Source organism: Verrucomicrobiaceae bacterium (assembly GCA_016713035.1).
In the GTDB taxonomy this organism is placed as follows: domain Bacteria; phylum Verrucomicrobiota; class Verrucomicrobiia; order Verrucomicrobiales; family Verrucomicrobiaceae; genus Prosthecobacter.
In genome coordinates this window covers 44,906-71,178 of record JADJPW010000014.1, presented here as the reverse complement: position 1 = coordinate 71,178, position 26,273 = coordinate 44,906, and the positions used below count along the sequence as shown (strand labels likewise).

General features: G+C 59.3%; 22 protein-coding genes and 1 pseudogene. 11 read left to right on the top strand and 12 right to left on the bottom strand.

What is annotated here, in order from left to right:
• Window positions 1–47: 47 nt before the first annotated feature.
• The 3 genes and pseudogenes from IPK32_24795 to lipA form a co-directional block, all read right to left on the bottom strand.
• Window positions 48–1,247, bottom strand: a complete 1,200-nt coding sequence (locus tag IPK32_24795; protein ID MBK8095098.1) for a polysaccharide lyase 6 family protein — start codon at window positions 1,245–1,247, stop codon at window positions 48–50.
• Between the two features lie 67 nt (window positions 1,248–1,314).
• A pseudogene (gene glgB, locus IPK32_24790) lies at window positions 1,315–3,484 on the bottom strand (1,4-alpha-glucan branching protein GlgB).
• A 158-nt stretch (window positions 3,485–3,642) separates the two neighbouring features.
• Window positions 3,643–4,551, bottom strand: a complete 909-nt coding sequence (gene lipA / locus IPK32_24785) for a lipoyl synthase (protein MBK8095097.1) — start codon at window positions 4,549–4,551, stop codon at window positions 3,643–3,645.
• Window positions 4,552–4,864: 313 nt separating this feature from the next.
• Here lipA and IPK32_24780 point away from each other — a divergent pair, with 313 nt between their 5' ends.
• Both IPK32_24780 and IPK32_24775 read left to right on the top strand, forming a co-directional pair.
• Window positions 4,865–5,260 (top strand): hypothetical protein, encoded by a 396-nt coding sequence (locus tag IPK32_24780; GenBank protein MBK8095096.1) that lies wholly within the window; start codon window positions 4,865–4,867, stop codon window positions 5,258–5,260.
• 173 nt (window positions 5,261–5,433) lie between these two features.
• Window positions 5,434–6,570, top strand: a complete 1,137-nt coding sequence (locus IPK32_24775; protein MBK8095095.1) for an ISL3 family transposase — start codon at window positions 5,434–5,436, stop codon at window positions 6,568–6,570.
• 386 nt (window positions 6,571–6,956) lie between these two features.
• Here IPK32_24775 and IPK32_24770 read toward each other — a convergent pair whose 3' ends face one another.
• Complete coding sequence (locus IPK32_24770; GenBank protein MBK8095094.1) at window positions 6,957–7,469, bottom strand: hypothetical protein; 513 nt, start codon at window positions 7,467–7,469, stop codon at window positions 6,957–6,959.
• Between the two features lie 29 nt (window positions 7,470–7,498).
• Between IPK32_24770 and IPK32_24765 the strand changes: the two genes are divergently transcribed.
• The 9 genes from IPK32_24765 to IPK32_24725 all read left to right on the top strand — a co-directional run bounded on the left by IPK32_24765 (window position 7,499) and on the right by IPK32_24725 (window position 14,390).
• A complete protein-coding gene (locus tag IPK32_24765; GenBank protein ID MBK8095093.1) occupies window positions 7,499–7,840 on the top strand; it encodes a YkgJ family cysteine cluster protein in 342 nt (113 codons plus the stop codon).
• A 42-nt stretch (window positions 7,841–7,882) separates the two neighbouring features.
• Window positions 7,883–8,491, top strand: a complete 609-nt coding sequence (gene thrH / locus IPK32_24760; GenBank protein MBK8095092.1) for a bifunctional phosphoserine phosphatase/homoserine phosphotransferase ThrH — start codon at window positions 7,883–7,885, stop codon at window positions 8,489–8,491.
• A 146-nt stretch (window positions 8,492–8,637) separates the two neighbouring features.
• Complete coding sequence (locus tag IPK32_24755) at window positions 8,638–9,132, top strand: 3D domain-containing protein (GenBank protein ID MBK8095091.1); 495 nt, start codon at window positions 8,638–8,640, stop codon at window positions 9,130–9,132.
• Window positions 9,133–9,147: 15 nt separating this feature from the next.
• On the top strand, window positions 9,148–9,804 hold the full coding sequence (locus IPK32_24750) for an endonuclease III (protein MBK8095090.1): 657 nt from the start codon (window positions 9,148–9,150) through the stop codon (window positions 9,802–9,804).
• A gap of 44 nt (window positions 9,805–9,848) precedes the next feature.
• A complete protein-coding gene (locus tag IPK32_24745) occupies window positions 9,849–10,820 on the top strand; it encodes a Gfo/Idh/MocA family oxidoreductase (GenBank protein ID MBK8095089.1) in 972 nt (323 codons plus the stop codon).
• Between the two features lie 52 nt (window positions 10,821–10,872).
• Window positions 10,873–11,457 (top strand): hypothetical protein, encoded by a 585-nt coding sequence (locus IPK32_24740; GenBank protein MBK8095088.1) that lies wholly within the window; start codon window positions 10,873–10,875, stop codon window positions 11,455–11,457.
• 3 nt (window positions 11,458–11,460) lie between these two features.
• Window positions 11,461–12,111, top strand: a complete 651-nt coding sequence (locus IPK32_24735) for an RES family NAD+ phosphorylase (GenBank protein MBK8095087.1) — start codon at window positions 11,461–11,463, stop codon at window positions 12,109–12,111.
• A 113-nt stretch (window positions 12,112–12,224) separates the two neighbouring features.
• Window positions 12,225–13,937, top strand: coding sequence for a Do family serine endopeptidase (locus IPK32_24730; GenBank protein ID MBK8095086.1), 1,713 nt, complete (start codon window positions 12,225–12,227; stop codon window positions 13,935–13,937).
• 15 nt (window positions 13,938–13,952) lie between these two features.
• Entirely contained in the window at window positions 13,953–14,390 is a 438-nt protein-coding gene (locus IPK32_24725) for a hypothetical protein (GenBank protein MBK8095085.1), read from the top strand.
• On the opposite strand, the gene dacB is transcribed toward IPK32_24725, so the two are convergent.
• From dacB to IPK32_24685, 8 genes are all read right to left on the bottom strand, one after another.
• Entirely contained in the window at window positions 14,368–15,816 is a 1,449-nt protein-coding gene (gene dacB / locus IPK32_24720; protein ID MBK8095084.1) for a D-alanyl-D-alanine carboxypeptidase/D-alanyl-D-alanine-endopeptidase, read from the bottom strand. The two genes, IPK32_24725 and dacB, sit on opposite strands and share 23 nt — an antisense overlap.
• A complete protein-coding gene (gene trmD / locus IPK32_24715) occupies window positions 15,813–16,502 on the bottom strand; it encodes a tRNA (guanosine(37)-N1)-methyltransferase TrmD (GenBank protein ID MBK8095083.1) in 690 nt (229 codons plus the stop codon). The genes dacB and trmD overlap by 4 nt, the downstream gene beginning before the upstream one ends.
• Before the next feature lie 24 nt (window positions 16,503–16,526).
• Window positions 16,527–19,337 (bottom strand): DUF4129 domain-containing protein, encoded by a 2,811-nt coding sequence (locus IPK32_24710; GenBank protein MBK8095082.1) that lies wholly within the window; start codon window positions 19,335–19,337, stop codon window positions 16,527–16,529.
• Window positions 19,338–19,341: 4 nt separating this feature from the next.
• Window positions 19,342–20,325, bottom strand: coding sequence for a stage II sporulation protein M (locus IPK32_24705; protein ID MBK8095081.1), 984 nt, complete (start codon window positions 20,323–20,325; stop codon window positions 19,342–19,344).
• 12 nt (window positions 20,326–20,337) lie between these two features.
• Entirely contained in the window at window positions 20,338–21,087 is a 750-nt protein-coding gene (locus tag IPK32_24700; protein ID MBK8095080.1) for an RDD family protein, read from the bottom strand.
• Between the two features lie 66 nt (window positions 21,088–21,153).
• Window positions 21,154–22,515, bottom strand: a complete 1,362-nt coding sequence (locus IPK32_24695; GenBank protein MBK8095079.1) for a DUF1501 domain-containing protein — start codon at window positions 22,513–22,515, stop codon at window positions 21,154–21,156.
• 93 nt (window positions 22,516–22,608) lie between these two features.
• Entirely contained in the window at window positions 22,609–25,404 is a 2,796-nt protein-coding gene (locus IPK32_24690; GenBank protein ID MBK8095078.1) for a DUF1553 domain-containing protein, read from the bottom strand.
• A gap of 41 nt (window positions 25,405–25,445) precedes the next feature.
• Window positions 25,446–26,273, bottom strand: coding sequence for a fumarylacetoacetate hydrolase family protein (locus tag IPK32_24685; protein MBK8095077.1), 828 nt, complete (start codon window positions 26,271–26,273; stop codon window positions 25,446–25,448).

Sequence of the window (26,273 nt, the reverse complement as noted above, 5' to 3'; positions counted from 1 at the left end):
GGGTCGAAACGCTTGGAGCACGGGCGGACATTCAGCGCAATGGCATCTTACTTCCATGTAGGGCCTGCGGGCTCACGCTGATCGACCCAGGCGGGCTTTTTCAGGTCTTTTTGCTCCCAGTACATGTAGGGGTGCTCATCCAGATCATCCGGCTTGGCCGTGGTGAAGTAGTTCCCACTCACCTGCGTGTTGAGTGGCTTCAAAGTGGCGTTTTTATGCCCTGCGTAGCTGAAGGCCACGGAGTGCTCGCAGCCGATGAAGAGGTTATCGTCGATACGGGCATCTTTCACCTGAGCGTAGCCATTAAGTGGCGTGTCGGGGATGCCAGCCATGAGGCAGAGTGGTGAGCGCTCGCGGTCGCCCGTCAGTTTCTCAAAGTAGTTCCCCCGCACCACATGGCCCTCACCGATGATGCGCACGCCGCCGGTGCCCTTTGCCTCATTGCCGAGAAAGGCATTCTTCTCCACCAGACAGCGATTCCCGTGCCGTAGAGTCAGAGTGCCAGAGACTTCGAGGAATGTATTGCGACGGTAGGTGTTGCCGCAGGACTTGTTGGAGATGCATTCGGCCTCTCCATCGCATTTCTCGAAAAGATTGTGCTCCACCAGGCATTCCGCATTGAGGAGGCTTGTTTTGCTATCACCCAGGCGGATCGTTTCGCCGCCATTGCGTCCCAGGGGCTCGCGTGGGCCAAAATGATTGTGGTCGATGCGGTGGCGGCCCCACTCCTGATGCTCCTCACTCAGCCAAACGACCATCATGGGCCCTTCGCTCGTTTTTCCCGCAAAGCGGCAGTGATCCACACGGTGCTCACGGCCATAGAGTGAGATGAAATGAGTCTTTTTGCCATTCTCCGCGCTCGGTTGGGTAGAAACGACAGCGCACTGCGTGATGCGGCACTCCTGCGCCACCTCGTCGGAGTCGATTCGTAGCTCGATAGCCTCCTCGCTGGTCGGATTCTGAAAATGCAGCCCCTCCACCAGCACAAAGCGCCCACCTACCTGCAGACGCGAATCGCCCGTGAGCAGCGCTTTCCCCGCCGTCTGCGCCCGCACCGTCACAGGGGACTCCTCAGAGCCACTAGCGCGGATTTTTAGCCGGGCGTCCTTCCACTCGCCGTTTTTCAGCACGATGACATCCCCGGCCTTCGCCGCCGCCGCGGCTCGGTCAAAGCCCGCCACATCCGATACGAGAGACTCAGTGGCGAAAGACGAAGCCGTGAGGAAAAGGGGAATAAGTAAGCGCATGACGACACTCAGCATGCCCCGTCTGCCGTGGACCGCCAAGAGGAACTTCCTGCGCACCTGCACGGCATCAACGCCCGAGCACCAGCGTGGCCAGAGGTGGTAAATCCACCACGAGACTGTGACTTTGCCCCTGCCAGGGCACATCCTGTGCCTGGAAGCCCGCACCCGCACTCACACCGCTGCCGGCGTAGTTTGGCGCATCGGAGTTGAGCAGCTCGCGGTAGCTACCCGCATCCGCCACGCCTACTCGGTAGGCTTTTCGCGGCACTGGCGTGGCATTCACGATCACATAGACCTTGTCACCATCCGCCGAACTGCGGGCAAACGCAAAAATGCTGTTCTCTGCATCATTGGCATCCAGCCACCAAAAGCTCCCTGCCTCATGATCCTTGCCGTACAGCGCTTTGCGGCCCGTGTAGAGGTGGTTCAGATCTTTGACCAGTCTTTGCAGGCCACTGTGCTCTTCACCGAGGAAAAGATGCCAATCCAGGCTGGCGTCATGCTTCCACTCATTCCACTGGCCGAACTCACAGCCCATGAACAGCAGCTTCTTACCCGGATGCATCCACATCCACGCCAGGAACATGCGCAGATTCGCAAACTTCTGCCAGCGATCCCCAGGCATCTTATTGATCAGGCTGCCCTTGCCATGCACCACCTCATCGTGACTCAGCACCAGGATGAAGTTCTCATCAAAAGCATAGATCATCGAGAAAGTCGCCTCCCCGTGATGATAGCGGCGGTGGATCGGGTCCTCCGCCATGTAGCGCAGGCTGTCATTCATCCAGCCCATGTTCCACTTGAAGCCGAAACCCAGTCCCCCCGCACTCACTGGCCGCGAGACGCCAGGCCACGCCGTGCTCTCCTCCGCGATGATCGTCGTGCCTGGATGCAGCTCGTAGCAGACCTGATTGAGCTGCTTCATGAAACCGATCGCCTCCAGATTCTCACGCCCTCCCAGGTGATTCGGCACCCACTCTCCCGCCTTGCGGCTGTAATCCAGATACAGCATCGACGCCACCGCATCCACACGCAGCCCGTCGATGTGGAACTGATCCAGCCAATACAGCGCATTCGCCACCAGGAAGTTCCGTACCTCATTGCGCCCGTAATTGAAGATCAGCGTGCCCCAGTCCATGTGCTCACCTAGCCGTGGGTCCGCGTGCTCGTATAAGGCCGTGCCATCGAACTTCGCCAGCCCGTGCTCATCCTTCGGGAAATGTCCCGGCACCCAGTCCAGTAGCACTCCGATGCCATTTTGATGACAGCGATCCACAAAGTGGCGGAACTCATCTGGATTCCCAAAGCGACTCGTCGGAGCAAAGTAACCCGTCACCTGATAGCCCCATGATCCATCAAATGGATGCTCCGCGATCCCCATCAGCTCGATGTGTGTGAAGCCCAGCCCCTTCACATACGGGATCAGCTCATCCGCCAGCTCCAGGTAGCTCATCCAGCGGCCCCCTTCGTTCACATTCCGCTTCCAGGAGCCAGGATGCACCTCAGATGCTCATCGGGCTGTGGTAGAGATCATGCGTAGCGCGGCGCTGCATCCAGTCCGTATCCGCCCAGTCATACCGATCTAGATCAAAGGTCAGACTGGCCGTTTGCTCCCCATGCTGGCTAAAAGTCGCCATCGGATCACTCTTCAGCCGCAGATGCCCGTAGCGATCCACCAGCTCGAATTTGTAATGCATCCCCTCCGTCACGCCGGGGATAAAAATCTCCCAGATACCCGCCTCCACACGCTGGCGCATCACATGCATCCGCCCATCCCAGCGGTTCCAGTCGCCCACCACACTCACGCGCTTCGCATTCGGTGCCCAGACCGCAAACTGGTAGCCCTCCACGCCATCGATATTGCGCGGCTTTGCACCCAGAATCTCCCACAGCCGCTGATGCGTCCCCTCGCGAAAAAAATAGATGTCCTGCTCACCCAACAGCAGGCCAAACGAATACGGATCGACCACCGTGCCGGAAAAGCCCTCATGATCGGTAATATCTAGCTCATAGCTCCCCACCGGAGTGATCGCCTCGAAATAGCCATCCTCGTGCAGCTTCTCTGCCTCATAGCGCTTACCATTCACCTCCACATCCACCATGCTAGCCTGCGTCTGCACCGTGCGCACGACTTGCTTTCCCCCACCGATCTCATGAGCTCCGAGAAAGGCAAAAACATTGCTCAGGCGGCCCTGGACGGCGGATTGGATTTCAGACTTACTGGTTTGGCGGATCATGCGACGTACCCATGGAGCTTTCTGCGTGGAAAGCAACGCTGCCAGCCGCCAATCCTACATTATACTCTCCCCCACATCCTCCAGCAGCAGCAGGCTGCGGCTGTCCACATAGCCGTGCATCATCGAGGCGGCACAGCCACACCTGCCCCCCCTCCTCCTCAGACCTCCTCGGTATCCAGCTCTGGCTTAAAATCCGCCGCATGGTAGCTGCTGCGCACCAGCGGGGCACTCGCCACATGCTTGAAGCCCTTCTTCAGAGCGATCTCTTTGTAGTTATCGAAAGTATCCGGGTGGATATACTCGATCACCGGTAGATGCTGCGCAGAAGGCCGCAGATACTGGCCCAGAGTCAAAACCGTGACATCATGCTCACGCAGGTCATCCATCGCCTGAAAAAGCTCTGGCTCAGTCTCACCCAGCCCCAGCATCAGGCCGCTCTTCGTCGCGCAGTGGTAGCCCAGCTCGCGAGCCATTTCCTTCGCACGCCGCAGCACATGCAGACTGCGGTGGTACATCGCACGGCTCCGCACGAGCGGTGTGAGCCGCTCCACCGTCTCCAGATTATGATTAAAAATGTGCGGCCTCGCCTGCATCACCACCTCCAGGGCATCGTCCTTGCCATTAAAATCAGGCACCAGGATCTCGATCGTGATCCCCGGCACAGCCTCACGTACAGCCTCGATCGTACGGGCAAAATGGTCCGCCCCGCCATCCTTCACATCATCACGGGCCACCGCCGTGATCACGATGTGGCTCAGGCCCATGCGCTTCGTAGCCTCCGCCACACGCTGCGGCTCATCCGCCTCCAGGGCGAAAGGTTTCGCAGTCTTCACCGCGCAGAAGCCGCAGGCACGGGTACAGCGATCCCCCGCGATCATAAAAGTAGCGCTACCTTGGCTCCAGCACTCCCAGCGGTTCGGGCACTGCGCCTCCTCGCACACCGTATGGAGCTTCAGATCCGTGATCAGCCCCTTCGTGCTCCAAAACTTCGGATCACGCGGTAATTTCACGCGGATCCAATCAGGCTTTTTGTCGCGGTGGAGCGTAGGGTCGATTTTCGGAGTCATAGCAGCAGCCTTGCAGTGTCACGCACTCGTGGCCAGATCAAATGGAAAGCCAGCCCTCTGTTCATTCAACACGCCCAAAAGGAAGAACGAGAGAGGTGAGGCAGGCTCCCGGCGTGTTTGAACTCGGATTGATGGCGGAAGAGGTGGTGTACAAGCCGTGAGTCCATGAAGCAAAGACGCGGCGATTTAGCCAAGGGAATGAACAGCCCCTGAACCAAACATCCAAGCGCGTTGAGTCATTGACACGTTTTGTCCGTTCGTTCATTCTCCATGCCAATCACCCTCGCCCTCCGCTTGGACGTTGGTGAGTAAAATGTTCGCTGAAAGCCAAATGAGAGTCTTCGCCACCATTCTTCTGCTCGGAGCCGGTTTGCCTTCGGGGTGTTCCAAGCGTGAGGCGTCTTACGAATCGCGATTTCGAGACGAGATCTCTATCGACTTCCCCAGTGGCCATCCTGAGAGCGAGGTCGACCCAATGAAGCGGCAGATCGATGAGAGATTGCGGGCATCGAAGATCGGCTTTTTTTCCGGTGTTATGGTAGGAGAGAGAGACATCGACTTTATATCAGTTGATACAGACTTTGATTTGATTGATGAACATTCCCTTGTCGCGGAGTTGATCGAGGAAGGAACCATCCCCAAAGACGCCAAGGCCACATACAAACGAAGGACTGATGACCATGAGAGTGATACCCCCAAGGTGCGCTAAGCCAAGAAGGCGAACAAGGGCGCTGCTGGCAACGCGGTGGGGCGTCTGGCAGTATGCCGAGTCAAACGCTTCGGCGACCGCACTGTCACGCCTCATGCTAACCGCTTCGCGGGCATGAAATAGTGGTTCTTCGCGGGTTTTGATGGGTGAAGAAGTTGGGGTAAAGAGGATAAATGCCGCACGATCAAAGCCTGCAACAGCACTATCATCTACTCCTCGGCCTCGACAAAGACTGGGAGGTGCAGGAGGTGAAGCTAAGTTTGGAGGCACGCACGGTTTGTATCAGGCTTCGACACAGAGGTGGCTTGGCGGTCATCTGTCCTGGATGCCAGAGGCGTTGCAGCATCTTCGATCACGCCCCGGAGAGGAAGTGGCGGCATCTCGACACCATGCAGTTTGAGACCGAGCTGCGAACCCGCGTGCCGCGCTGTCAGTGCGAGCATTGCGGTGTTAAAACCATCGAGGTGCCATGGGCGGGCAAACACTCACCCTTCACCTGGATGTTCGAGGCGTTTGGCGTTGCCGTGCTACAAAGCGCGGCGAGCACCCGCGAAGCGTGCGAACTGCTGCGCATCGGCTGGGAAGGCGCACATCGGCTCATGGAGCGGGCAGTGAAGCGTGGACTGGCCCGGCGCAGCCTGGAGGACTTCGAACACGCGGGGATGGACGAAAAGAGCTTTGGCAGCGGCCACGACTACATCACCACACTCAATGATCTCAGTGAAGGATCTGCTCGCGTGATTGAGGTGGTCCACGGGCGCAAGCACGAAGACGCCGTCGCGCTGCTGGAGCAGATCCCCGAAAGCCATCGTCGCCGAATCAAAGCCGTGGCCATGGACATGTGGGACGCTTATCTTAAAGCCGCACGGCAAGTGCTGCCGGAAGCCGACATCGTGCATGACCGCTATCACATCAGCGCCCATCTCAACGCAGCGGTGGACCGCGTGCGCAAAGACGAACACAAGCGGCTCATGGGTGAGGGGGATGACACGCTCAAAGGCAGCAAATACCAATGGCTGCGCACCCATGCCGACAAGCGCAGCAGCGAGGCGGTCAGCTTCCGCAAGCTGCACGAGTTGGGATCTGAAAACCAGCCGAGCGTAGCACTACAAGGAAGACTTCCGCCACTTCTGGAACTACCTCTATGCCGGAGCTGCGGAGCGGTTTTACAAAGGCTGGCGCAAAGCAGTCATGAGCAGCAGGCTGGAGCCAATCAAGAAGGTAGCACGGCTCATCGACGCGCACTGGCAGGAGATACTCAACTACGTCAAGCACCGCATCACCAACGCAGCGAGCGAGGGACTCAATAGTCGCATCCAGGCGATCAAAAGCGCGGCAAGAGGCTTCCGCTCATTCGCCAACTACCGCGTGCGCATCCTCTTCCATTGCGGCAGACTAGATCTCAAGCCTTCCCACACCCACTAAAGCCCGCGAAGAACCGAAATAGTAAATAGTAGTCAGGCTGACTGTTGATATTTGTAGTGGCTGATTTGGTCCGCTAACCGCAGGCACACCAATCATCGAGGGAGGCGGCAACAGTGGCGCCGGGGTTGCCCGACACTGGAGGGGCAATCAGCGCATTTACCGATTCACAGGCGATGAGGTAAATGATTGCCTGCTAAGAGCAATTCACTGGTCAAGGCGGCGAAGGCGGGCTCTCGGCGGCGGATTTGGCCACGGATGCCGATTTCCCATTCTAGGCACAGATACTCGGCGATGACGTTGGCGAGGCTGAGGTGGAAAAAATGGCCGACTGCGGCCCAAACGACGGCGAGGTGTCCTGGACTCTGCCCGAGCCGATTTGATCGCGAAAATGGCCCAAAACACCCTGATACCGCGCTTGGCGTGTACCGGCGAGAAGCACTGCGCCGGCGTGCTTGCTGCGTTGGGCATCGGCTGGCTCCAAAAGAGCGTCGAGAGAGCGATCCGCAGCCAGTAGGCCGCTCAAATCGCCGGAATGGGCTGCGGACCAGGCTTTTTGCAGTCCAGGGCCGATCGCTGCCCGGAAAGCTCCCTGCGCGTACTCCGCCCATACGCCGCCGCCGAAGACCAGCCGCTCAGAACGAGCCCGCACACCACTGAGTAGCCAATGGACCCATTCCAGGCCCTGGGACCATTCTTCGATCAACAGGTGATCCGCACGTTTTTCCCCCGGTGGTGGCAGGATGGTGAGTGTGGTTCGAGATAAGGCGTGGATTTGTTGCTTCAATTTGTCACGACTCTGCGCAGGATGCGCCAATGAGCGAGCAAAACCCTGAGATCCGTTACCTGTGTCAGCGCTGCGGCAACTGCTGCCGCTGGCCGGGGGACGTACGAGTGACGGATGCGGAAGTGGCGGCCATCGCGGCGCATGTGGGCATGCCGCTGGAGGAGTTCATCGCTACGTACACTCGGCTCAATGCCAATCGCACGGGGCTGAGCATCATCGACGCGGGTGATGGTGCCTGCATTTTCCTGGAGGGTGTGAATGTCTGCCGTATCCAGCCGGTGAAACCCGTCCAGTGCAGCGGTTTTCCGAACGAATGGCGCTTCCCCGGTTGGCGTGAAAAATGCGAGGCCATCGAAGTGGATGCAAAGTGAGCATTGCAACACCGCATGGGAGCACTAAGGACAGAATTCCGAATGAAACCCCAAACCATCATCACCCTGGATCTGGAAGGCGTGCTCGTGCCTGAAATCTGGATCGCTTTTGCCGAAAAAACTGGCATCGCCGAGCTCCGCCGCACTACACGGGATGAGCCTGATTATGACAAGCTCATGCAGGGTAGGCTGCAGATCCTCGATCAGCACGGACTGAAGCTGCCAGACATCCAGGATGTCATCAGCACGCTGTCGCCGATGGATGGGGCAAAGGATTTCCTGGATGAACTGCGCAGCATGACGCAGGTGGTGATCCTGAGCGATACCTTTGCCGAATTCGCCCAGCCGCTGATGCGCCAACTTGGTTGGCCGACGATTTTTTGTCACCAGCTCGAAACTGCGCCCGATGGCCGCATCGTGAACTACCGTCTGCGGCAGCCAAACCAGAAGCAAAAAGCCGTCGCGGCCTTCAAATCGCTCAATTACCGCGTATTGGCCGCTGGGGATTCCTTCAATGATACGACGATGCTGGGTGAGGCAGATGTGGGCTTCTTTTTCCATGCTCCGGCGTCGATCCAGGCACAGTTCCCGCAGTTTCAGGCCTTTGATCAATATCCAGCGCTGCTGACTGCAATGAAGGCTGCGATGTGAGAGCGGCACGGATTCAAAGAAGGCACGAAGGCCGAGTGTTCATGTGGGCACAAATTTGTCAGAAATGAGTGATTGCTTTGAGAGATGATTTCCCGCACTATGGCACGATAAAAGGAATATTAATATTCAGCGAATCCTTAGTAAGCATGCTCCGTTTTCTCTCCCCCACTCTCGCACTCTGCGCTCTGATGCTCACCTCCTGTGCATCCACGACACCTGTGGCATCGAAGACGCTGAAGAGCACTCGCATCCCCGCCGTGCGCACCACGGCCTACACGCACAGTGAGTCAGACCACATCGTCTATGGCAATGACAATGCCCTGGGTGGTGATTTGAAATACGGCAATGTGCGCAGCGCCGCCGCTGACTGGTCTGTGTATCCTGTGGGCACCATTTTCCAGATCGAAGGCACTCCGCATGTCTATCAAGTGGATGATTACGGCTCTGCCCTCGTCGGCACGAACACGATCGATCTCTACAAGCCCTCCCGCTCCGAAATGAATCAATGGGGCGTGCGTAAAGTAAACATCCGCGTGCTGCGCTGGGGTTCCTTTTCCAAGAGTCTCGCCATCCTGAAGCCACGCTCCAAATGGAACCATGTGGATAAGATGGTGGACCGCATCGAGCGGAAAAAAATGTGACCCAGCCACCGCATCGTGACGAAAGCGGAGCGTGCAGCCCATATTCAGCGACGGCTCGCCGAGCTGTATCCTGATCCCCCGGTGCCTTTGACCCACAGGGACGCTTTTACCCTGCTCATCGCCGTGCTGCTTTCCGCTCAATGCACGGATGCACGAGTCAATCAGATCACTCCGGTGCTTTTTGGCACTCTGGGGGATACACCGCAAAAACTCGCTGCATGCAATGCGGCGCAGATCGAGGCCATCGTCCGTCCCTGTGGACTCGGGCCGCAAAAAGCCCGCGCCATCCGTGAACTCAGCGCCATCTTACTCCGCGAGCATGGAGGCCGAGTGCCAGCAGATCTGGCTGCGCTCGAAAAACTGCCGGGGGTGGGCCACAAGACGGCTCAGGTCGTCATGGCGCAGGCTTTCGGCGTCCCTAGCTTCCCCGTGGACACGCACATCCACCGGCTTGCCCAGCGCTGGCAATTGACGCAAGGAAAAAATGTCCTCCAAACCGAGCGAGACCTCAAAAAAATCTTTCCTGAGTCCGCATGGAATAAGCTCCACCTCCAAATCATTTTTTATGGTCGTGAGTACTGCACGGCGCGGGGCTGCGACGGCACGGTATGTGAGATTTGCACCACTTGCTTCCCTGAGAGGCGCCGAGCAGTGAAAACAAAGAAAGCGTGATCAGACGGACAATAAAGCCACGCTACCCGCGTAGTCCCCCGTCCATGATCACTCGTATCCTCCTCGCCCTCGCCGCATTCACTGCTGCTGCCGCTGCTCAAAACATCCGCGCTGGCATCATCGGTCTCGATACCTCCCATGCCGTCGCATTCACCAAGGTGCTCAATGCCAAGCCGCAGCGTCCAGAGGTGATGGGAGTGCGAGTGGTGGCCGCCTATGCCCAGGGCTCGAAAGATATCAAATCCAGCACCGATCGAGTGCCCGAGTACTCCAAGACCGTGCAGGAGCTAGGCGTGGAGATCGTGCCCACCATCGACGCCCTACTCGACAAGGTGGATGTCATTTTCCTGGAGTCGAATGACGGTCGCCCACACTTGGAGCAGGTTTTGCCCTGCATCGAAGCGCATAAGCCCATCTTCATCGACAAACCCATCGCAGGCTCCCTCGCGGATGCCATTCGTATCTTTGACGCCGCAAAAAAGGCCTCCGTGCCGGTCTTTAGCAGCTCCTCTCTGCGCTTTGGCAAAGGCACCCAAGCCGTGCGCTCTGGCAGTATCGGCAAAGTGAAGAGCGCCGAGACTGGTAGCCCCGCGAGCCTAGAGGAGCACCATCCCGACTTATTCTGGTACGGTATCCATGGTGTCGAGAGCCTATACACACTCATGGGCACCGGCTGCCAGAGTGTGAAACGCGGAAAAACCGCCGATGGCATGATCACCGTCACAGGCACTTGGGATGGTGGCCGTAGCGGCACCTTCACCGAGCGCAAAGGCTACGGAGGCAAGGCCGTGGGTGAAACAGGTGGGAGCCTCGAAGTCGGCACCTTCAATGGCTATGAGCCCCTACTCTATAGCATCGTACATTTTTTCCGCACCGGCATCGCCCCCGTCACCACAGAAGAGACTCTGGAAATCTACGCCTTCATGGAGGCCGCAGATGAAAGCAAACGCCGCAATGGAGACAGCGTCACGATCAAGGAGGTCATGGACAAAGCCACCGCGAAGGCGCGGAAATAAAAAATTCCTGAATTTCCGTTGTAAAAAGTGGGCAAAAGTGCAAACTTAGCCCATGACAAGCAACACCCTCCAAGAAATATACCGCCCCACCGAAAGCAGACTCCAGACTGCGGAGATGCTCACGGCCCAGTTGCGCTCACTCCTCAGTGTCGGGCTACAATTCGGCGTCAGCCTCGGACGGATGACCAGCCTCATGAGCGATGCCGTGAGAGAGCGGCTCCCCTTATTGGTAGCAGATGGTTACGCCAGTCCTGATGAGGGCCTCACAGCACTCCTGGAGGCACGGGGCGGCTGCGTGGAGGTGGAGAAGGCCCGCCATCTCTTCCGAAAGCCTCAAGGCGTCACACGTCAGGCCATGACCCAGCAGATCCGAAATGGCATGGTGCTGGCCTATCGCTCGGGCGGGGGGGACTACCTCGTCCCGGTGTGGCAGTTCCGCCCAGAGGGAGGTGTGTGGGAAGGGCTCGCAGAGGTGGTCACAGCGATCCACGAAAAGCTGGATGCCACGAGCCCACTCACCGTTTTCGCCTTTCTGCTCCAGGCACATCCGCTCACGGGTGGCCAGCCACCACTAGATGCACTGCGAGCTGGGCGGCTCCCAGAAGTCCTAAAGGCCATCGACGCAGACGCACGCTGACTCATGATCACACGCGAGCTCCGCCAGCCACCTGCGCAGGACATTTTTGACCAGCGTGACATCCCGGTATTTCGCACCTCGGTCTTCGGCAGTATCCCCTGGTTCCGCCTCAGCCGCGTGCAGTATCCGAATCAATTCTATGCCTCGATGGGCTCACGTTTCACGCCTGCCTCGGGTCAGTTCCCCTGTGTTTACCTGGGCGAATCGAAGGAAACCACCGTCGCTGAGGTGTGGGGAGACCGCTTTGCTGCACACCGTGACCACGGCAGCGGCATCTACGTCATCCCCAGGCCACAGGCTGAAAGCTGGGCCTATTTAGAGGTCAAACCCATGCCCGACCTGCGAGTGTGCAGCCTTCTGGACTCTGATACGCGTCTCGCTGTGGGTATCGACTCGGGCTCCATCTACGCACCGGATTTCAGTATTCCTCAACTCTGGGCCGAGCGCATCGCACGGCATCCGCTCCGGCTCGATGGCATCTACTACCGTAGTCGGCACACTGACCGTGCCTGCTTTGTGCTCTGGAGCCGTGCAGACGATCCCGTTCCATTGGAGCAGCGACTTACTTTTACTCCCGCGGGCGATTTCCATGCTTCTGATGAGGCTCACATCCTCGCAGGGAAGGTCGGCATCCGGCTTTCCTTTGCATGGTAAGAAAGATGTGAAGCGAACAAGAAAGGAAAGTCCGTCCTTTTCACTGCTGCCGATACATTCGATGTTTCGAGTGGCGTTTAAATCTGCATACAGCCCCCGCTGCAAATCATCCCATGAAAAAAACCACCTCCATCCTCACCCTCCTCGCCTGGAGTGCCACCGCACTCACCGCGCAGCAGCCAGCCCCACCAGCGCCTGCCCCTCCCCCACCGGCAAAGCCCACGGTGGCACCTGCGCCAGCTCCCGCTCCCGCAGCCTCTCCCACCTCGAAATTTGAGTCCAGTCTCTCCAAAGACTCATCCGCTCTCCCGAATAGTGGCCAGCTCCAGATGAGCTACGCCAATGTCGCTGAAAAAATCCTCCCCAGCGTCGTCACCATCTTCAATTACTCCTCTGGCCCCGCCCGCGAGATGACGGCAGACCGCGTGCCACCGCAGATGCGTGAGTTCTTCTACCGTTTCTTCGGTGTCCCTCCAGGCCAAGACTTCGGCCAGGATGAAAATGAAGAATCCAATCCCTTCGACCCCTTTGGTGGCAATCCACGCCGCCGCGGCCAGCCACGCAACGATAACAATGACAACGAACAGCAGCCCCATGGACAGAGGAAAAACCCTGAGCAGCGCAATGGCATCGGCTCCGGCATCATCATCACCGCAGATGGTTATATCCTCACCAACAACCACGTTGTCGAAGACGGCACACGCATCGAAGTCCTCGTCACCCAGGGCGACAGCACCAAAAACTACGACGCAGAGATCATCGGCACCGATCCCGCCTCTGATGTGGCTATCATCAAAATCAACGCCCCAGGCCTGAAGCCCGCCACCATCGGCGACAGCTCAAAGCTCCGCGTCGGTGACATCGTCCTCGCCGCAGGGGCTCCCATGGAGCTCAGTCGCAGCATCACCCAGGGCATCGTCAGCGCCCTCGGCCGCAGCAATGGCAACATCGTCGGACAGGGCCGCAAAAACGGCTACGAAGACTTCATCCAGACCGATGCCTCCATCAATCCGGGCAACTCCGGCGGCCCCCTCGTGGACGGCCTCGGTCGCGTCATCGGCATCAATACCGCCATCCTCTCCAAGTCTGGCATGAATGCGGGCATTGGATTCGCCATCCCCATCAATATGGCCCTACGCATCGCCACCGACCTGCTCGATGACGGCGAAGTCCAGCGTGGCTTCCTCGGCGTCAAAATCACGGACGTCCCATCTGATCTCACCAAGCAATTCGGGCTCGATGGCCAATCGGGTGCGCTCGTCGCCGAAATCACCCCCGACTCACCTGCCGAAAAAGCAGGCCTTCAGGTTGAAGACATCGTGCTGAGCATCAATGGCCAAAAGATCGACGATAGCAGCCGTCTCCGCCTCATCGTTAGCAATACCAAACCCGGCACCACCCTGCCCTTGGATGTCCTGCGTGGTGGCAAGCACATCACCATCAACGTCACCCTTGAGGAACTCTCCGAAGAGGCCCTCGCTGAGAACGGTTTCTCACGCCCCAGCCTGCCCAAGAGCAAAGGCAAAGGTGCCAGCGCCACCGTCGAGCTCGTCACGGGCGTCACCGTCCAAAACCTCTCCCCTGCCCTGCGTGAGCGTTACGACGTGCCAGAGAACGCCAATGGCGTCGTCGTCACCAAAATCGACCCCAACAGCCGCGCTGCGGCCATGGGGCTCGAGGTCGGTGACGTCATCAGCCAGATCAATCGCCAACCTGCCGCAGACGCAGCCGCAGCACGCAAACTCGCTGAAAATAGCGATCAAAGCATGCTCCTACGCATCATCCGCAAAGGCGATACCATGCTCCTCATGCTCGGGAACAATTGATGGCCCCGCCCCCGCATGCAGGAACAGGAACTCCTCGAAAAACTGCGCAAAATAGAGCGCCTCTACGCAGGTGCGGCTACGGCAGGTGAAAAAGAAGCCGCAGCCGATGCTATGAAGCGCATCCAGGCCCGCCTTCGCGATCAGATCCATCGCGAAGGCGACAAGCCTGGTGAGTACAAGTTCACCCTCGTCGATGGTTGGTCGAAAAAGCTCTTCATCGCCCTGCTTCGTCGCTACGACCTGAAGCCCTACCGTTACTCACGCCAGCGGCGCAATACCGTCATGGTCCGCGTCCCACGTAGCTTTGTGAACGAGACTCTTTGGCCCGAGTTCATGGAGCTCAGTCGAGTCCTCCAGGACTATCTCCGCGACATCACCGACCGCGTCATCGCCCAGGGCATCCACGGTGACACCACCGAGGAAGAAATCATCAGCGGCGATTATTTGGAGTGATCTGCGCCACGGCCACAGCACGCATCAGCCGCTCCTTCGCCTGCTCCACTGCCGCCGTATCGCTGAAATGGTTCACCATCAGCGCAAAAGCCAGTTCACGGCCACTCGCGACTCGTACATAACCTGCCCAGGTGCGCACCGCACTCATCGCTCCGCCTTTCCAGCGTAGCCCATCCCGCGCAGGCAAAGAATCACGGTAAATCCCACCCGCACTGCCCAGCGCCGCCAGATGCTGCACCTGCGCCAGATCATGCGGCGTGATGTAATCTGCCCTGGCCAGCCCACAGCCATCCGCTAGCCGCAGATGCTGCAAATCCAGCCCACGAGGCTGCCAGTGAGCGCGGATCACCTCCGCTGGCGCACGCCCACCATGCACACCAAGCATGCGAAAGACGCACTCCGTCTCCTGATTGTCCGAAGTCTCGTGAATGTGCTTCACCAAGTCTGCCAGCGGCAATGAATCATGTTGGAGCAGAGCGTGCCGCGCAGTGGCGACGGGCCGCTTTTCACCCCCGATGCGGATTCCAGCCTTTTGCATGCCCCGGACGAAAAAGTGCACCGCCGCAGCCACCGGATCTGGCAGCGCACCATGCACTTGGAAGAGCTCGCGCTGCTGTGGCACCGTTCCGCGCATCCGCAGTGTGTCCACCATCTCACCGCCATACATCATCACACCATCCCCAGAGCCTGCGGGGCCGGTTTTGACCTCATTGATCAATCTCACACCTGGGACGGCATCTTGGCAGGCAGGATCGAGCGCCGCAGCATCGCCCACACGGCCTCCCGGCATCAAAAGCGCTGCCCAGCGATTGTGATTCACATTCAGCCCACACACCGGGCTGCCGTAGCCGTTGCCGATGTCGCCCCAGTTCCAGTGATCGTTGTACAGAGCTTCTCGGAAAAGGCTGCCATCACCGCGCACACGGCCAGTGATGCGCTGCACACCACTCTGCTTCAGTTCCATCGCCATCGCCTCCAGTGCGGCATCATCGAGTGTGGGATCACCACCGCCCAGCAGCACCACATCACCGTCGATCACACCCTCACGCGGTGCTGCTGTGGCCCGCAACTCCGTGCGGAAGACAAACTGCGGCCCCAGCATCTCCAGCGCCGTCGCCGTCGTCAGCGTCTTGATCGCTGAAGCCGGGATGAAGGCCGTACTCGCATTCAAATCGCCCAATACAGCCCCACGCTCATCAAGCAGGCAAAAACCCACCGCAGCGCCCCTCAGCGCCGGATCATGCTCGAAGGACTCCAGAGCCCGCTCCAGCGGTGTTTTGCTCGGTGGCGGTATTTCAGCTCGCGGTGCTTCCACTCGTGGCGGCACAATTGGGGCCACCGGTGCATCCACCAGCACCTGCGGGACCTCTTCTTTGCGACAAGAGCAGAGGCCTAGGAGGAACAAGAGCGTGCAAATCGTCTTCATGCTCGTGGAGTTGGTGGAGCGAGCAAATCTGGGCGTATCGCTCGTGTGCGCTCGATGGACTGTGCTTGGCGCCAGGCGGCGATTTGGGCGTGATTGCCACCCAGGAGCACATCTGGCACGCGCAGTCCGGCCCACTCGGCGGGTTTGGTGTATTGCGGGGCTTCTAGCAGGCCGTTTTCACCGAAACTCTCTTCCACAGCACTCATTTCATGCCCTAGCACGCCGGGGAGTAGGCGCACGATGGCATCCATGACGACAACGGCGGCGATGGCACCGTTGGTGAGTACGTAATCGCCGAGACTGAGCTCTTCATCGACCCAGTGATCGATGACTCGCTGGTCGATGCCTTCGTAATGACCGGAGATGAAGATGAGATGCTCCTCCGCACTCAATCGCCGTGCAGTGGCCTGATCAAAGCGCCTCCCAGCCGGTGACATGAGCACGATCCGTGCGGCGGGCCTGTCGATCTGCTCCAGCGCGGCCCACATGGGCTCTGGGCGGATGACCATGCCCTGCCCACCGCCGTAGGGTGTGTCATCGACGTGTCGGTGCTTGCCCATGCCATGCTGGCGGAGATCATGCACATGCAGTTCGAGCGCTGCTTTCTCCTGCGCTCGGCCCATGATGCTCGCCCCCATCGGGACGGTGACGATTTCTGGGAAAAGAGTGAGGACGTCGATGCGCATGAAATGGGAGAGGGGCTTTCTAGTTCACAGCTTGCTGCGCATGAGCTGCAAATCACGCAGCAATGTGATGAGGTGATGCGCCTGCTGCGTCGGCGGCATGTCAAAGGCGGCTTTGACACGGTCTGTGGGCAGATCGCAGCGTGTGGCGATGCTTTGGATGAAAGTTGGGCTGGTCTCCGGTGCATACGGATCGATATCGGGATGATGAGCGCGGAGTTTTTCCCACACGGCATCACGGGCGGCTTTCAGCAGCACCTCTGGGCGGCGCATGCGCCAATAGAAGTGGCCTAATGATGCGACGTGGCTAGCAAAGTGCCGCGTGTCATCGAGTTGCACGGGGGCTAATGGGCCAAAGCGCGGCATGTGACGCCAGAGCCAGAAAAGGATGCAGGCGGCGAGTGTGCAGAGCGGCATCCAGCCGCGATCCCAGAGCAAGGCGATGAAGCTGGAGGTAGCAGCGGCGATGAAGCGCACCTCACGCGAGTCCTGGTAGTTGCCATACATCATGAGATCGGCCAGCCAGCGTGCGTGATCGTGCTCAGCGATCCAGCGATTGCGAAAAGGGCGTGCGTGCGGCAGCACGGTGACGCGGCCACTGCCGTGGACGAGATGGAGTGCCGCAGCATTTTCTTTTTCACCGACGGCGAACTCTGCGGCACCGAGTTTCCGCTTTAGAGACAGGGAGTGAAATCCAGCGAGCTTAAGGGTGTAGTTTTGATCGCGCCACTTGAGGTCAAAGGTGGCCATTTGGTCCTCCACGAGCGCATCGACGAGTTTTCCGGCCTCTTTGAGCATCTCGGTGGGTTGGATTGTTTTCTTGTTGGGATCGCTTTTTTTCGAGTCGGTGGCTTTGGAGTCTGCTGGGGCCTTGGGGAGCTCTTTTTCGAGCTTTTTGCCTTCTTTGACGATGCGCTTGGCGGTGGCCTCGATGGACTTTGAGAAGTGTTCGGGGTCCCACTTTGTTATTTCGATGTCGAGGCGCTTGAGCAGTAGGTCGCCCTCCTTTTCAATGACGTCTTCGAGGATGCTCATGCCGAGCTCCAGGCCAGAGGCATGATCATTGTAGGCGCGGCAACCACTGAGGCAGTAGATGAGGTGACCGCCATTATCGACCCAATCGAGTATCTGCGTGGTGCGGCCTTCGGAGACGCCGCCTTCGCCTGAGAGGATGATGACGGCATCATTCGATGGCAATTCTCCGAGGTAGAGCCTGCGGGAGGCATCATGGCCGAGCTCATCGAGCATGCGCTCGGCGGCGAGGAAGGGATTCACACGTGCTTTGCCCTGATAGCCGGTGGTTTTCTCCACTTCCTCCCATTTGCCTTTGCAGGAAGAGAGGCTGAGTGCGGAAAGCAGGGCGCAAAGTGCCACCGTAGCGACGCGGACTGCGGGGCTGTTGCTGCCCGACGCTTGAGTTTTGCCGAAGGGCCATGCTGCGCAGAGTGCGGTGATGTCACCACGCTGAAGCGGGATGGTGGCGTAGGCGGTCTGCACCCAAGCTCCCGTGATGGACTCAAAGAATCCTGCCTCATTCGCAGGTGCTGCAACGCGGACGTGATGGAGGCAGTCCTCCTCCGTATCGCTGTCACGGATGGGCACACGGCGCTGGATGACGAGCCAGGAAAGTGAGCCGCGATAGAGGAGGCTGAGTGCCTCACGGGCATTCCCTGCATCCCAAGCGGCGAGCGCAGCAGCGACGATGTCGTCCGGCAGGCTCTCGCGGGTGATGTTCATGCCCATGATGACTTTCGGGGCCTGGTAGGTATCTATTTTCCCACCGAGTGAGGGTGCACGGAGCAGATGCACATTGCGCACGATGAACCACACGACCCACGCGACTGCCGCAGTGACGAGGAGCCAAAACAGAACCTCGCCGATCATCCCGACGAAGCTGAAATCGACGTTTGGTTTATCGACATCGAAGTCTGGTATCCATTCCCACTTTTTTGTTTTGTGAACGGTGAAGTCAGGACTCTCGAGGATGCGTTTGGCGATTTTCGCGGGTTGATCGCTGTTGGCATCCTCTGCGGCTTGGGAGCTGATGGGGCTAAAAAGCAGCGTCAGCATGCCCAGCGCGGCCAAAACGGTCGTCACAGGCCGCAAACGAGCGGCGAGCTTGCGAAAAGCGAGTTCCACGTCCCAGCCTTCGATGCGAGTGCGGCAGTTCAGGTAGAGCCCGAAGCCTGCTCCCACATAAAAAAGCTCCACAAAGCTCACCGCGAGCATGTAGCAGGCATTCGACCACCAGAGCAGTGCGGGCCGATCTAGGCCTGCGGCCTGCGGAGCCGTGAAGATAGCACTCGAATCGATCTGCCAGTCTTCTGGCAGAAAATCATAGGTGGTGAAGAGTAGCGCGATCCACATCACGGCCTCCAGCTTTAAAAAGGCGTAGGAAACGAATACGCCGGAGCTGCCACCATCCATGGAGAGAGTTTTGACACGCTTGCGCACGGCAGCGCCGCGCAGGCCCTCCAGCATCTGCGCGGGCATGGCAAAGCTGCGGATGAATGAAAGTCGCCGCCAGAGCAGCGCGGGCAGAAAATTCGTGAACCAGAGGCGCGGCCACTTTTTGAGCGTCTCCCACAGACCTGGGCGCGCACCGAATGCGGCCCGACTCAGGAAAAAGAGCGGCACGCGGTCATAGAGCGGCTTTAGCCACCAAATGAGAAAACCAACAAGCATCGGGGAGTGCGGCAGAAACACGCAAAGCAGGGCCCAGACAGGAAAGACGGTGCAGGCCCATAGCGCAGCGAGGCGTGCGAAATCACGCCGCACCATCGCGCAGCCGAGATCGACAGCCTCCCACGGCAGGCGTGGGCGGAGCACCACGGTCATGTCCTCAAGCCGCATGTGTCGCTGCGCCCCTCCTTCCTGCGAAAAGGAAAAACGCCGCGATGATGGCCCACTGCACGGCTCCGAAGCTATGCTTGATGAGTGGTGAGAACTGGCGCGGTGACCAGAAGCCTTCGATCACTGCTGCGAGCGTGGTCATGACGGCAGCGCCGATGATGAGCGGCAGCGCACGACGTCCCGCGAGCACCAGCGCCTCACGCCGCAGCATGCGTCCCGGTTTTAAAATGGAGAGCCCCAGCCGAAAGCCTGCGACACCGGAGATCACCATGCCTGTCATCTCCAGTGGCCCGTGCCCGCAGACCCAGAGCCAGAAATTGGTAGGATCACCTGCATACCAGATGTAGCCAGCAAAAGCACCGAGGTAGATGCCATTAAAAAGCAGCACCAGCAGGGCACCCACGCCACCGAGTAGCCCACCCGCGAAGCAGCGGAAGTCGATGCTGACGTTGTTCCAAATGTAAAAGCAGAACATGGCGAAGTCGGAGCCGAATTTCCCGCGCAGCTCCTCGATGAGATCCGCTCCTTCGCCGTACATTTGCTCGGCATCGGCCATGCCATCGGGTCCGAGTAGCGCCATGGCCCACTCTGGATAGTGCGGAGTGAGAAAAAGCAGCGCGAGGAAGGGCACATACACCACCGCGCTGCACCACCAGAAGAGCCGCCACTCCGCACGCACGAGCTGCGGGAAGGTGACGAGGATCATGTTGAGGAAGCTCTCTGCTCCGCCCGCAGTGCGGCGCTCCAGCACGCGGTAGCCACGGATGACCAGCTCATTGAGACGCTGCACGGTGCGCTGCGGGCTCATGCGATGCTGGGCGACACTGAGATCATGACTGACTTCGCGAAAAGCGGCTGGGAGCACGGTCACATCTGCCTCAGCACGCCGGGAGGGCGTCTCTGCCACCTCGATGAGGTGCTGGAGTCGCTGCCAGCGCGGGAGGATGTGTTTTTCGAACTGCGAAGGTGTCATGGCCGGTGGGGATTAGACTTTGAGCCGCGTGAAGCTGTCTTTTTTCTCGGGTTCCTGAAGCCAGAGCGCCATGCCGCAGAGTCGGCTCAGGCCCTCATGGCCGATCGACTGCGTGAGTGGCTCCACCACATTGGCTAGCTCCACCCGGCGCTCATCGGACCAGTGTGGAGCACGCTCGATGAACTGGAGCAGCGCAGCCTGCTCCTCGCGTGTGAGCACCACGGGCGGCGCACGGCGCTCGGCATGGATCTGGGTCTGATTCAGCGTCACCGGCGGTGGATCGGCATAAACCATCACGGTGCCAGCGACCAAGTCACCGAGGCGCTGAAACCGCCGCGTGAAGAGGCAGGCGAGGAAGCCCGTGAGATACATGAAGGGCATGAAGTCGATCACGCGCAGAAAATTCCGCAGCACCGCCTGGGAGACCGTGACGGGGCCACCGGTGAGGCTGACGACGCGGATTTTCATCGCCTTTTGCCCAGGAGTGCGGCCCCAGCGGCTGGCCTCGAAGAACACATTATAAAACCACACGCTGACAAAGAGAACCAGCGCCGTGAAGCCCTGGGACATCTCAAAACCAATCCACTGCGCCACAAACAGATTCAGAAACAGCAGCAACGCGAAGACACCGGCGCAAAAAATCAGCAGATCAATGAGCCAAGCCGTGCTGCGCACTGCCGGACCCGCCACACGTAGCTTAATCTCCACGCCGTCCGCGAGTTCCACAGGTTGCAAGGTATCCAGGCGTGTCGGTGCTGCCATTCGGCCTGCATTGAAGCGGCGACGCTCCCTTTTGACAAGGTGATTTGCCGTCGAGAGCGAGAAGACTCAGGCAAAAAGCCCCGTCACCACCTCACCATACACATCGGTGAGGCGGAAATCTCTTCCGGCATAGCGATACGTCAGCTTCAAGTGATCGATGCCCAGAAGATGCAGGATGGTGGCGTGGAGATCGTGCATGTGGACTTTATCCTTCACGGCGTAGTAGCCGAACTCGTCCGTCTCGCCGTACGCGTGGCCACTTTTCACCCCACCGCCAGCGAGCCACATGGTAAAGCCCTGGGGATTGTGATCACGGCCGTTCGCGCCCTGCACGATGGGCGTGCGGCCGAATTCACCACCCCAGACGACGAGCGTATCCTCCAGCAGGCCGCGCTGCTTCAAATCGGTGAGCAGGCCAGCGATGGGGCGATCCACGGCGGCGGCATTTTTGCTATGGCCTTTGATGAGGTCGCTGTGCTGGTCCCAGACATTCGGGGTGCTGACCTGGATGTAGCGCACGCCTGCTTCGGCAAAACGCCGCGCGAGCAGGCACTGGCGACCGTAGTTGTCTGTCACGCTATCACCGATGCCGTAGAGCGCTTTAATGTGCGCGGGCTCGTTTTCGATGTCCATCACGCCGGGAGCCTCACGCTGCATGCGAAAGGCCAGCTCCATGCTCTGGATCATGCCCTCGACGGGTGCGTGGCGCGTGCGCTGGAGGTGCTCACGGTTCATCGCTTGGAGCAGAGTGAGCTTTCGATTCTGATCGGCGGAATCACCACTGGCATCGAGGAAACGGAAGGTGGCGTCTTTGCCGAGCCTCCCAGCACGACCGACGGTGGTGCCCTGATGCGCCGCTGGCAGGAAAGCGCTGCCGTAATTCCGCGGCCCACCATGCGTCGCAGCGGGGCTGATGCTCACAAAGGCTGGCAGGTCCGCATTTTCACTGCCCAGACCATAGCTGATCCAGGAGCCGATGGACGGACGCACGAAATTGTCCGCGCCAGTGTGCATCATGCACACTGCCTGGCCGTGCGACTGGCCTTTGCTCTGCATGGAGCGGATGACACAGAGGTCATCCAGGCGTTTCGACACCTCGGGGAACAAGTCGCTGCCCCACAGGCCGCTCTCACCATGCTGCGAGAATTTCCATGGCGAACCGAGCAGCTTTGCTTGGCTGGTGGACGATGGATCGAGATTCTTTGCCGGAGCGAAGGGTAGTTTTTTGCCATCCATCTGCGAGAGCAGCGGCTTGAAGTCGAAAGTATCCACCTGCGACGGACCGCCATGCATGAAGAGAAAGATCACCCGCTTCGCCCGTGGCGTGTGGTGCAGCCCACGCGGCAAACTAGCCGCCGTGGCGATGCCATCGAGCGCCAATGCCCCGAATCCGCAGGCGGCGCTTTGCAGAGCGTGGCGACGCGTCATGTAGCCCCCTTGTCCCACAAGATGCGCCTTCGGCATGGCCGAAGCGGAAGACTGACGGGGCTGAGGAGGCGTAGTCATGATGAGAAGGGGACTTTAGTCGAAAAACAGGAACTCCGTGGAAGCGAGCAACACGTGCGCGAGGTCTGCGAGTGCTTTTTCACGGTCTGTGTTGCCGGTGTTGACGAAATCATTCGCACGCTCGGAGGCTGCGGCACTGGGTGCGTGGCCGAGGATGGTCTGGTGGAGCCATGTGACCGGATCAGCCTGGGCGTAGGCTTGCTGGGCGAGTGTGGCGGCACTTTTCTGCAAAAATGAGCTGTTGAGCAGATACAAGGCCTGCGTGGGCACGGTGGTGAGCGGGCGGTCGCCGCTGGTCATCTCTGGATTCGCGGCGTCGAAAATTTCGAGGTCGGGCGCGAGGTTGTTGCGAGCGACGGGGAGGTAAATGCTGCGATGGGTGAGTTTGTCGATTTTCATCGGGTCATCGAGATCTTCGCCATAGGTGATGGCGGTGGCGGCGGCTTGATCAGTCTTCAGCTCTCCGGTGAGCATGAGCAGGCTATCGCGGATCTCTTCGGCGGTGAGGCGGCGGTAGGCATGCCGGGCGAAGAGTTTGTTCTCTGGATCGGCGGTCACCCGATGAGATTCACCTTCGGCAGCGAGCTGGTAGGTGCGGCTGAGGACCATGTCGCGAATGAGTGCTTTGATGGAGCCGCCAGAGGCGCGGAATTTTGCAGCGAGGTGATCGAGCAGCGCGGGATGGGTGGGTTTCTCACCTTGCACACCAAAGTTATCGACGGTGCTGACGAGGCCACGGCCAAAGAGCTTTGCCCAGAGGCGATTCACGATCACGCGATCCAGCAGGGTGTTTTCGGGGCTAACGATCCATTCCGCGAGCTGGAGGCGTCCGCTCGATCCGGTGGCGATTTTTGGTGCGGGGCCACGGTGGAGCACGCTGGGGAAGTTTCGCGGCACTTTGGGGCCGAGTTGGTTCACCTCGCCGCGCACACGGAGGTTTAAATCACCTGCGTCGCGGAAATCACGCGGTGCCATGGCTAGCTCGGCGGCTTTGAGTGAATTGATCTGTTGATCGAGTGTTTTGGTCAGTGCAGCGCTGTCCATCATGAGCAGTGGGTCGCCTTTTTTGCTGCCACTGACCATGGCGATGGCCATGGACTCGCGTGGGATGTCCTTTTCGGAGATGAACTGCACGGCATCGACGATGACATACTCGGTGGTGCCTTCGGTACCGACGATGACATTGACGCGCCCGCCTTTTTCAAAATGAAATCGACCAATGGGCTCAAACAGTCCGCCGATGCTGGGTTTCTTGGTCTGGTTAAAGATGATCTGATGCACGCCATCGAAGGCTTCGACGGTGATGGGGACTTTTTTGTCGCAGTTGCCCTTCGCGGGGTATGCGATGCGTACTTCGTAGATGCCGGTTTCTGGCAGGGCACCGCGAAACAGGGCTTTTTTTGCGCCTTTGCCCTTTTTGTCGTCGTGGATGTAAAAATCGCCGAAGCGGTTTTTAGAGAGACTGGACTGCCGCCAGTCACCGAGGAGCTCTGCGCTGGCTTCATCATAGATCACGCCTGCGAGAGGCAGCTTGGTGAGGGCTTTTTTGCCAGCGACGGTTTCCATGAAGTCGCGCTCGACTTTGAGTCGCATGGCGAGCTCTAGTCGCTCGATTTGCAGCTTCAGATCGGCATAGGCAGGGCCGGGCTGCGGGAGCGGCTGCTCGACCCAACTGGCGACGTTTACGCAGCCGTTTCGCGTGCCCATGACGACCTCTGTGCCGCGCAGGATGCCTGCGAGGGCGTAGTAATCGCGCTGGGTGATGGGATCGAACTTGTGATCATGGCAGCGGGCACAGCCGAGCGAGAGTCCGAGCATGGCTTTGCCTATGGTGTCGAGCTGCTCATCGACGGTATCGAGGTGGAGCTTTTCTTTGTCGCGTTCGGTGAGCATTTTCGGCCCGAGGGAGAGAAAGGTGGCCGCGATGAGCTGCTCGCGGCGTTGCGCATCATTTTCCGCAGGCAGCAAATCACCGGCGAGCTGCTGGCGGATGAAGTCATAGTAGGATTTGTCGCGGTTGAAGCTGTCGATGACGTAGTTCCGGTAACGCCAAGCTTGGTAGAAGGTGTAGTTCCGATCACCGCCATTCGAGTCGGCGTAGCGTGCGAGATCCAGCCAGTGGCGGCCCCATTTTTCGCCAAAGGCGGGGCTGGATAGCATGCTGTCGATTTCAGCCTCCAGATCGGTGATTTCCGCATCATCTGGCGGTAGGCCGGTGAGATCGTAGCTGAGGCGGCGCTTCAGGCTGCGCAGATCTGCATCTGCGGCAGGAGTGAGGCCTTTGGATTCGATCTCCGCGAGCACAAAGGCGTCGATGTCATTGCGTGGCCAGGATGTGGCCTTCACGGCTGGCACGGCGCTTTTTTGAAGCGGGCGGTAGGCCCAAGTTTGGCGTGCAGCGTCGATGTCGATGGTTTTTTTCGGGGCTGCGGTGCTGGGAGTGCTGGTGCGCGGATCTGGTGCTCCGATGGCGATCCAGTGCTCGAGGATGCGGATGGCATCTGCGGGCAGTTTTGACTTCGGGGGCATTTGCAGGTCTTCGTCTTCATAGCGGATGCTATGGATGAAGAGACTCTTGGCCGGATTCCCAGGCAGGAGTGTGGGGCCGGAGTCGCCGCCTTTTTGCCAGCCAGCGCGGTGATCGAGGAGGAGTCCGCCTTTTTGTTTCCCTGCTGCGATGGAGTGGCATTCGTAGCAGTGCTTCACGAGCAGTGGGCGCACCTGAGTCTCAAAGTATTCCACGCCATCTGCTGCGGCAGCGACTGCTGGGATCGCAAGGGCGAGAAGGGCGATGGTATGGATGAGGCGCACGGTGGTTCTTTTGCTTGGCGTGAGCAGCTGGGCCGCTCCACTCAGGCCATCGGATTGCTGAGGGTGCCGATGCCGTCGATGGTGATGTGGACGATGTCGGCGCTGCGGAGGGTGAAGTCATCCCCTGGGACGATGCCGGTGCCGGTCATGAGGAAGGAGCCGGTGGGGAAGGTATTGTCACGGAAGAGAAAGCCTGCGAGCTCGCTGGGAGTGCGCTTGAGCTGAGCGAGGGTGGTATCGCCCTCAAAGGCGGTGGCGCTGGCTCGCTCGATGCGCAGGTGAATGCGTGTGGTGGAGGCGAGGGGCTCACTGTGGATGAGGAGGGCGGGACCGAGTGCGGCGCAGAGCTTGAAGCACTTCGCCTGCGGGAGGTAGAGGGGATTTTCTCCTTCGATGTCGCGGCAGGAGAGGTCATTGCCGATGGTGGAGCCGATGAGCTGACCGGAGCTGTTGATGGCGAGGGTGAGCTCGGGCTCTGGGACCATCCATTTCGAGTCGGCACGGAGATGCATGGCCTGCCCTGGGTGTGCCACGCGCTGTGGTGTGGCTTTGAAGAAGATCTCTGGACGCTCGGCGGCATAGACGCGGTCGTAGAAGCTGCCGCCACCGGCGTCTTTGCTCTCCTCCATGCGTGCGGTGCGGCTGCGGAAGTAGGTGACGCCTGCTGCCCACACTTCCTGCGTGCCGATGGGGGCGAGGATGCTGTCTGCGGCGGGCGCGGGCACTGCGGGTGTGCTCTGAGTGATCTGGGTGAGATGCGCGGCGAGTCCAGGCATGTTAAAAAGCGTGTCCCAGTCTGTGGCGGGGACGAGATGCCAAGAGTTGCTGCTTTGGAGGTAGATGCCGTTGGTGGTGCGGTAGAGGAGCAT

What these genes read in the sequence shown, in the direction of transcription:
- IPK32_24780 (MBK8095096.1), top strand. Translation starts at nt 4,865, where the DNA reads ATGTTCGCTGAAAGCCAAATGAGAGTCTTCGCCACCATTCTTCTGCTC.
- IPK32_24685 (MBK8095077.1), bottom strand. Translation starts at nt 26,273, where the DNA reads ATGCTCCTCTACCGCACCACCAACGGCATCTACCTCCAAAGCAGCAAC.
- lipA (MBK8095097.1), bottom strand. Translation starts at nt 4,551, where the DNA reads ATGACTCCGAAAATCGACCCTACGCTCCACCGCGACAAAAAGCCTGAT.
- IPK32_24745 (MBK8095089.1), top strand. Translation starts at nt 9,849, where the DNA reads ATGATCACTCGTATCCTCCTCGCCCTCGCCGCATTCACTGCTGCTGCC.
- dacB (MBK8095084.1), bottom strand. Translation starts at nt 15,816, where the DNA reads ATGAAGACGATTTGCACGCTCTTGTTCCTCCTAGGCCTCTGCTCTTGT.
- IPK32_24705 (MBK8095081.1), bottom strand. Translation starts at nt 20,325, where the DNA reads ATGACACCTTCGCAGTTCGAAAAACACATCCTCCCGCGCTGGCAGCGA.
- IPK32_24725 (MBK8095085.1), top strand. Translation starts at nt 13,953, where the DNA reads ATGCAGGAACAGGAACTCCTCGAAAAACTGCGCAAAATAGAGCGCCTC.
- IPK32_24740 (MBK8095088.1), top strand. Translation starts at nt 10,873, where the DNA reads ATGACAAGCAACACCCTCCAAGAAATATACCGCCCCACCGAAAGCAGA.
- IPK32_24695 (MBK8095079.1), bottom strand. Translation starts at nt 22,515, where the DNA reads ATGACGCGTCGCCACGCTCTGCAAAGCGCCGCCTGCGGATTCGGGGCA.
- trmD (MBK8095083.1), bottom strand. Translation starts at nt 16,502, where the DNA reads ATGCGCATCGACGTCCTCACTCTTTTCCCAGAAATCGTCACCGTCCCG.
- IPK32_24765 (MBK8095093.1), top strand. Translation starts at nt 7,499, where the DNA reads ATGAGCGAGCAAAACCCTGAGATCCGTTACCTGTGTCAGCGCTGCGGC.
- IPK32_24710 (MBK8095082.1), bottom strand. Translation starts at nt 19,337, where the DNA reads ATGACCGTGGTGCTCCGCCCACGCCTGCCGTGGGAGGCTGTCGATCTC.
- thrH (MBK8095092.1), top strand. Translation starts at nt 7,883, where the DNA reads ATGAAACCCCAAACCATCATCACCCTGGATCTGGAAGGCGTGCTCGTG.
- IPK32_24775 (MBK8095095.1), top strand. Translation starts at nt 5,434, where the DNA reads ATGCCGCACGATCAAAGCCTGCAACAGCACTATCATCTACTCCTCGGC.
- IPK32_24735 (MBK8095087.1), top strand. Translation starts at nt 11,461, where the DNA reads ATGATCACACGCGAGCTCCGCCAGCCACCTGCGCAGGACATTTTTGAC.
- IPK32_24700 (MBK8095080.1), bottom strand. Translation starts at nt 21,087, where the DNA reads ATGGCAGCACCGACACGCCTGGATACCTTGCAACCTGTGGAACTCGCG.
- IPK32_24795 (MBK8095098.1), bottom strand. Translation starts at nt 1,247, where the DNA reads ATGCGCTTACTTATTCCCCTTTTCCTCACGGCTTCGTCTTTCGCCACT.
- IPK32_24730 (MBK8095086.1), top strand. Translation starts at nt 12,225, where the DNA reads ATGAAAAAAACCACCTCCATCCTCACCCTCCTCGCCTGGAGTGCCACC.
- IPK32_24755 (MBK8095091.1), top strand. Translation starts at nt 8,638, where the DNA reads ATGCTCCGTTTTCTCTCCCCCACTCTCGCACTCTGCGCTCTGATGCTC.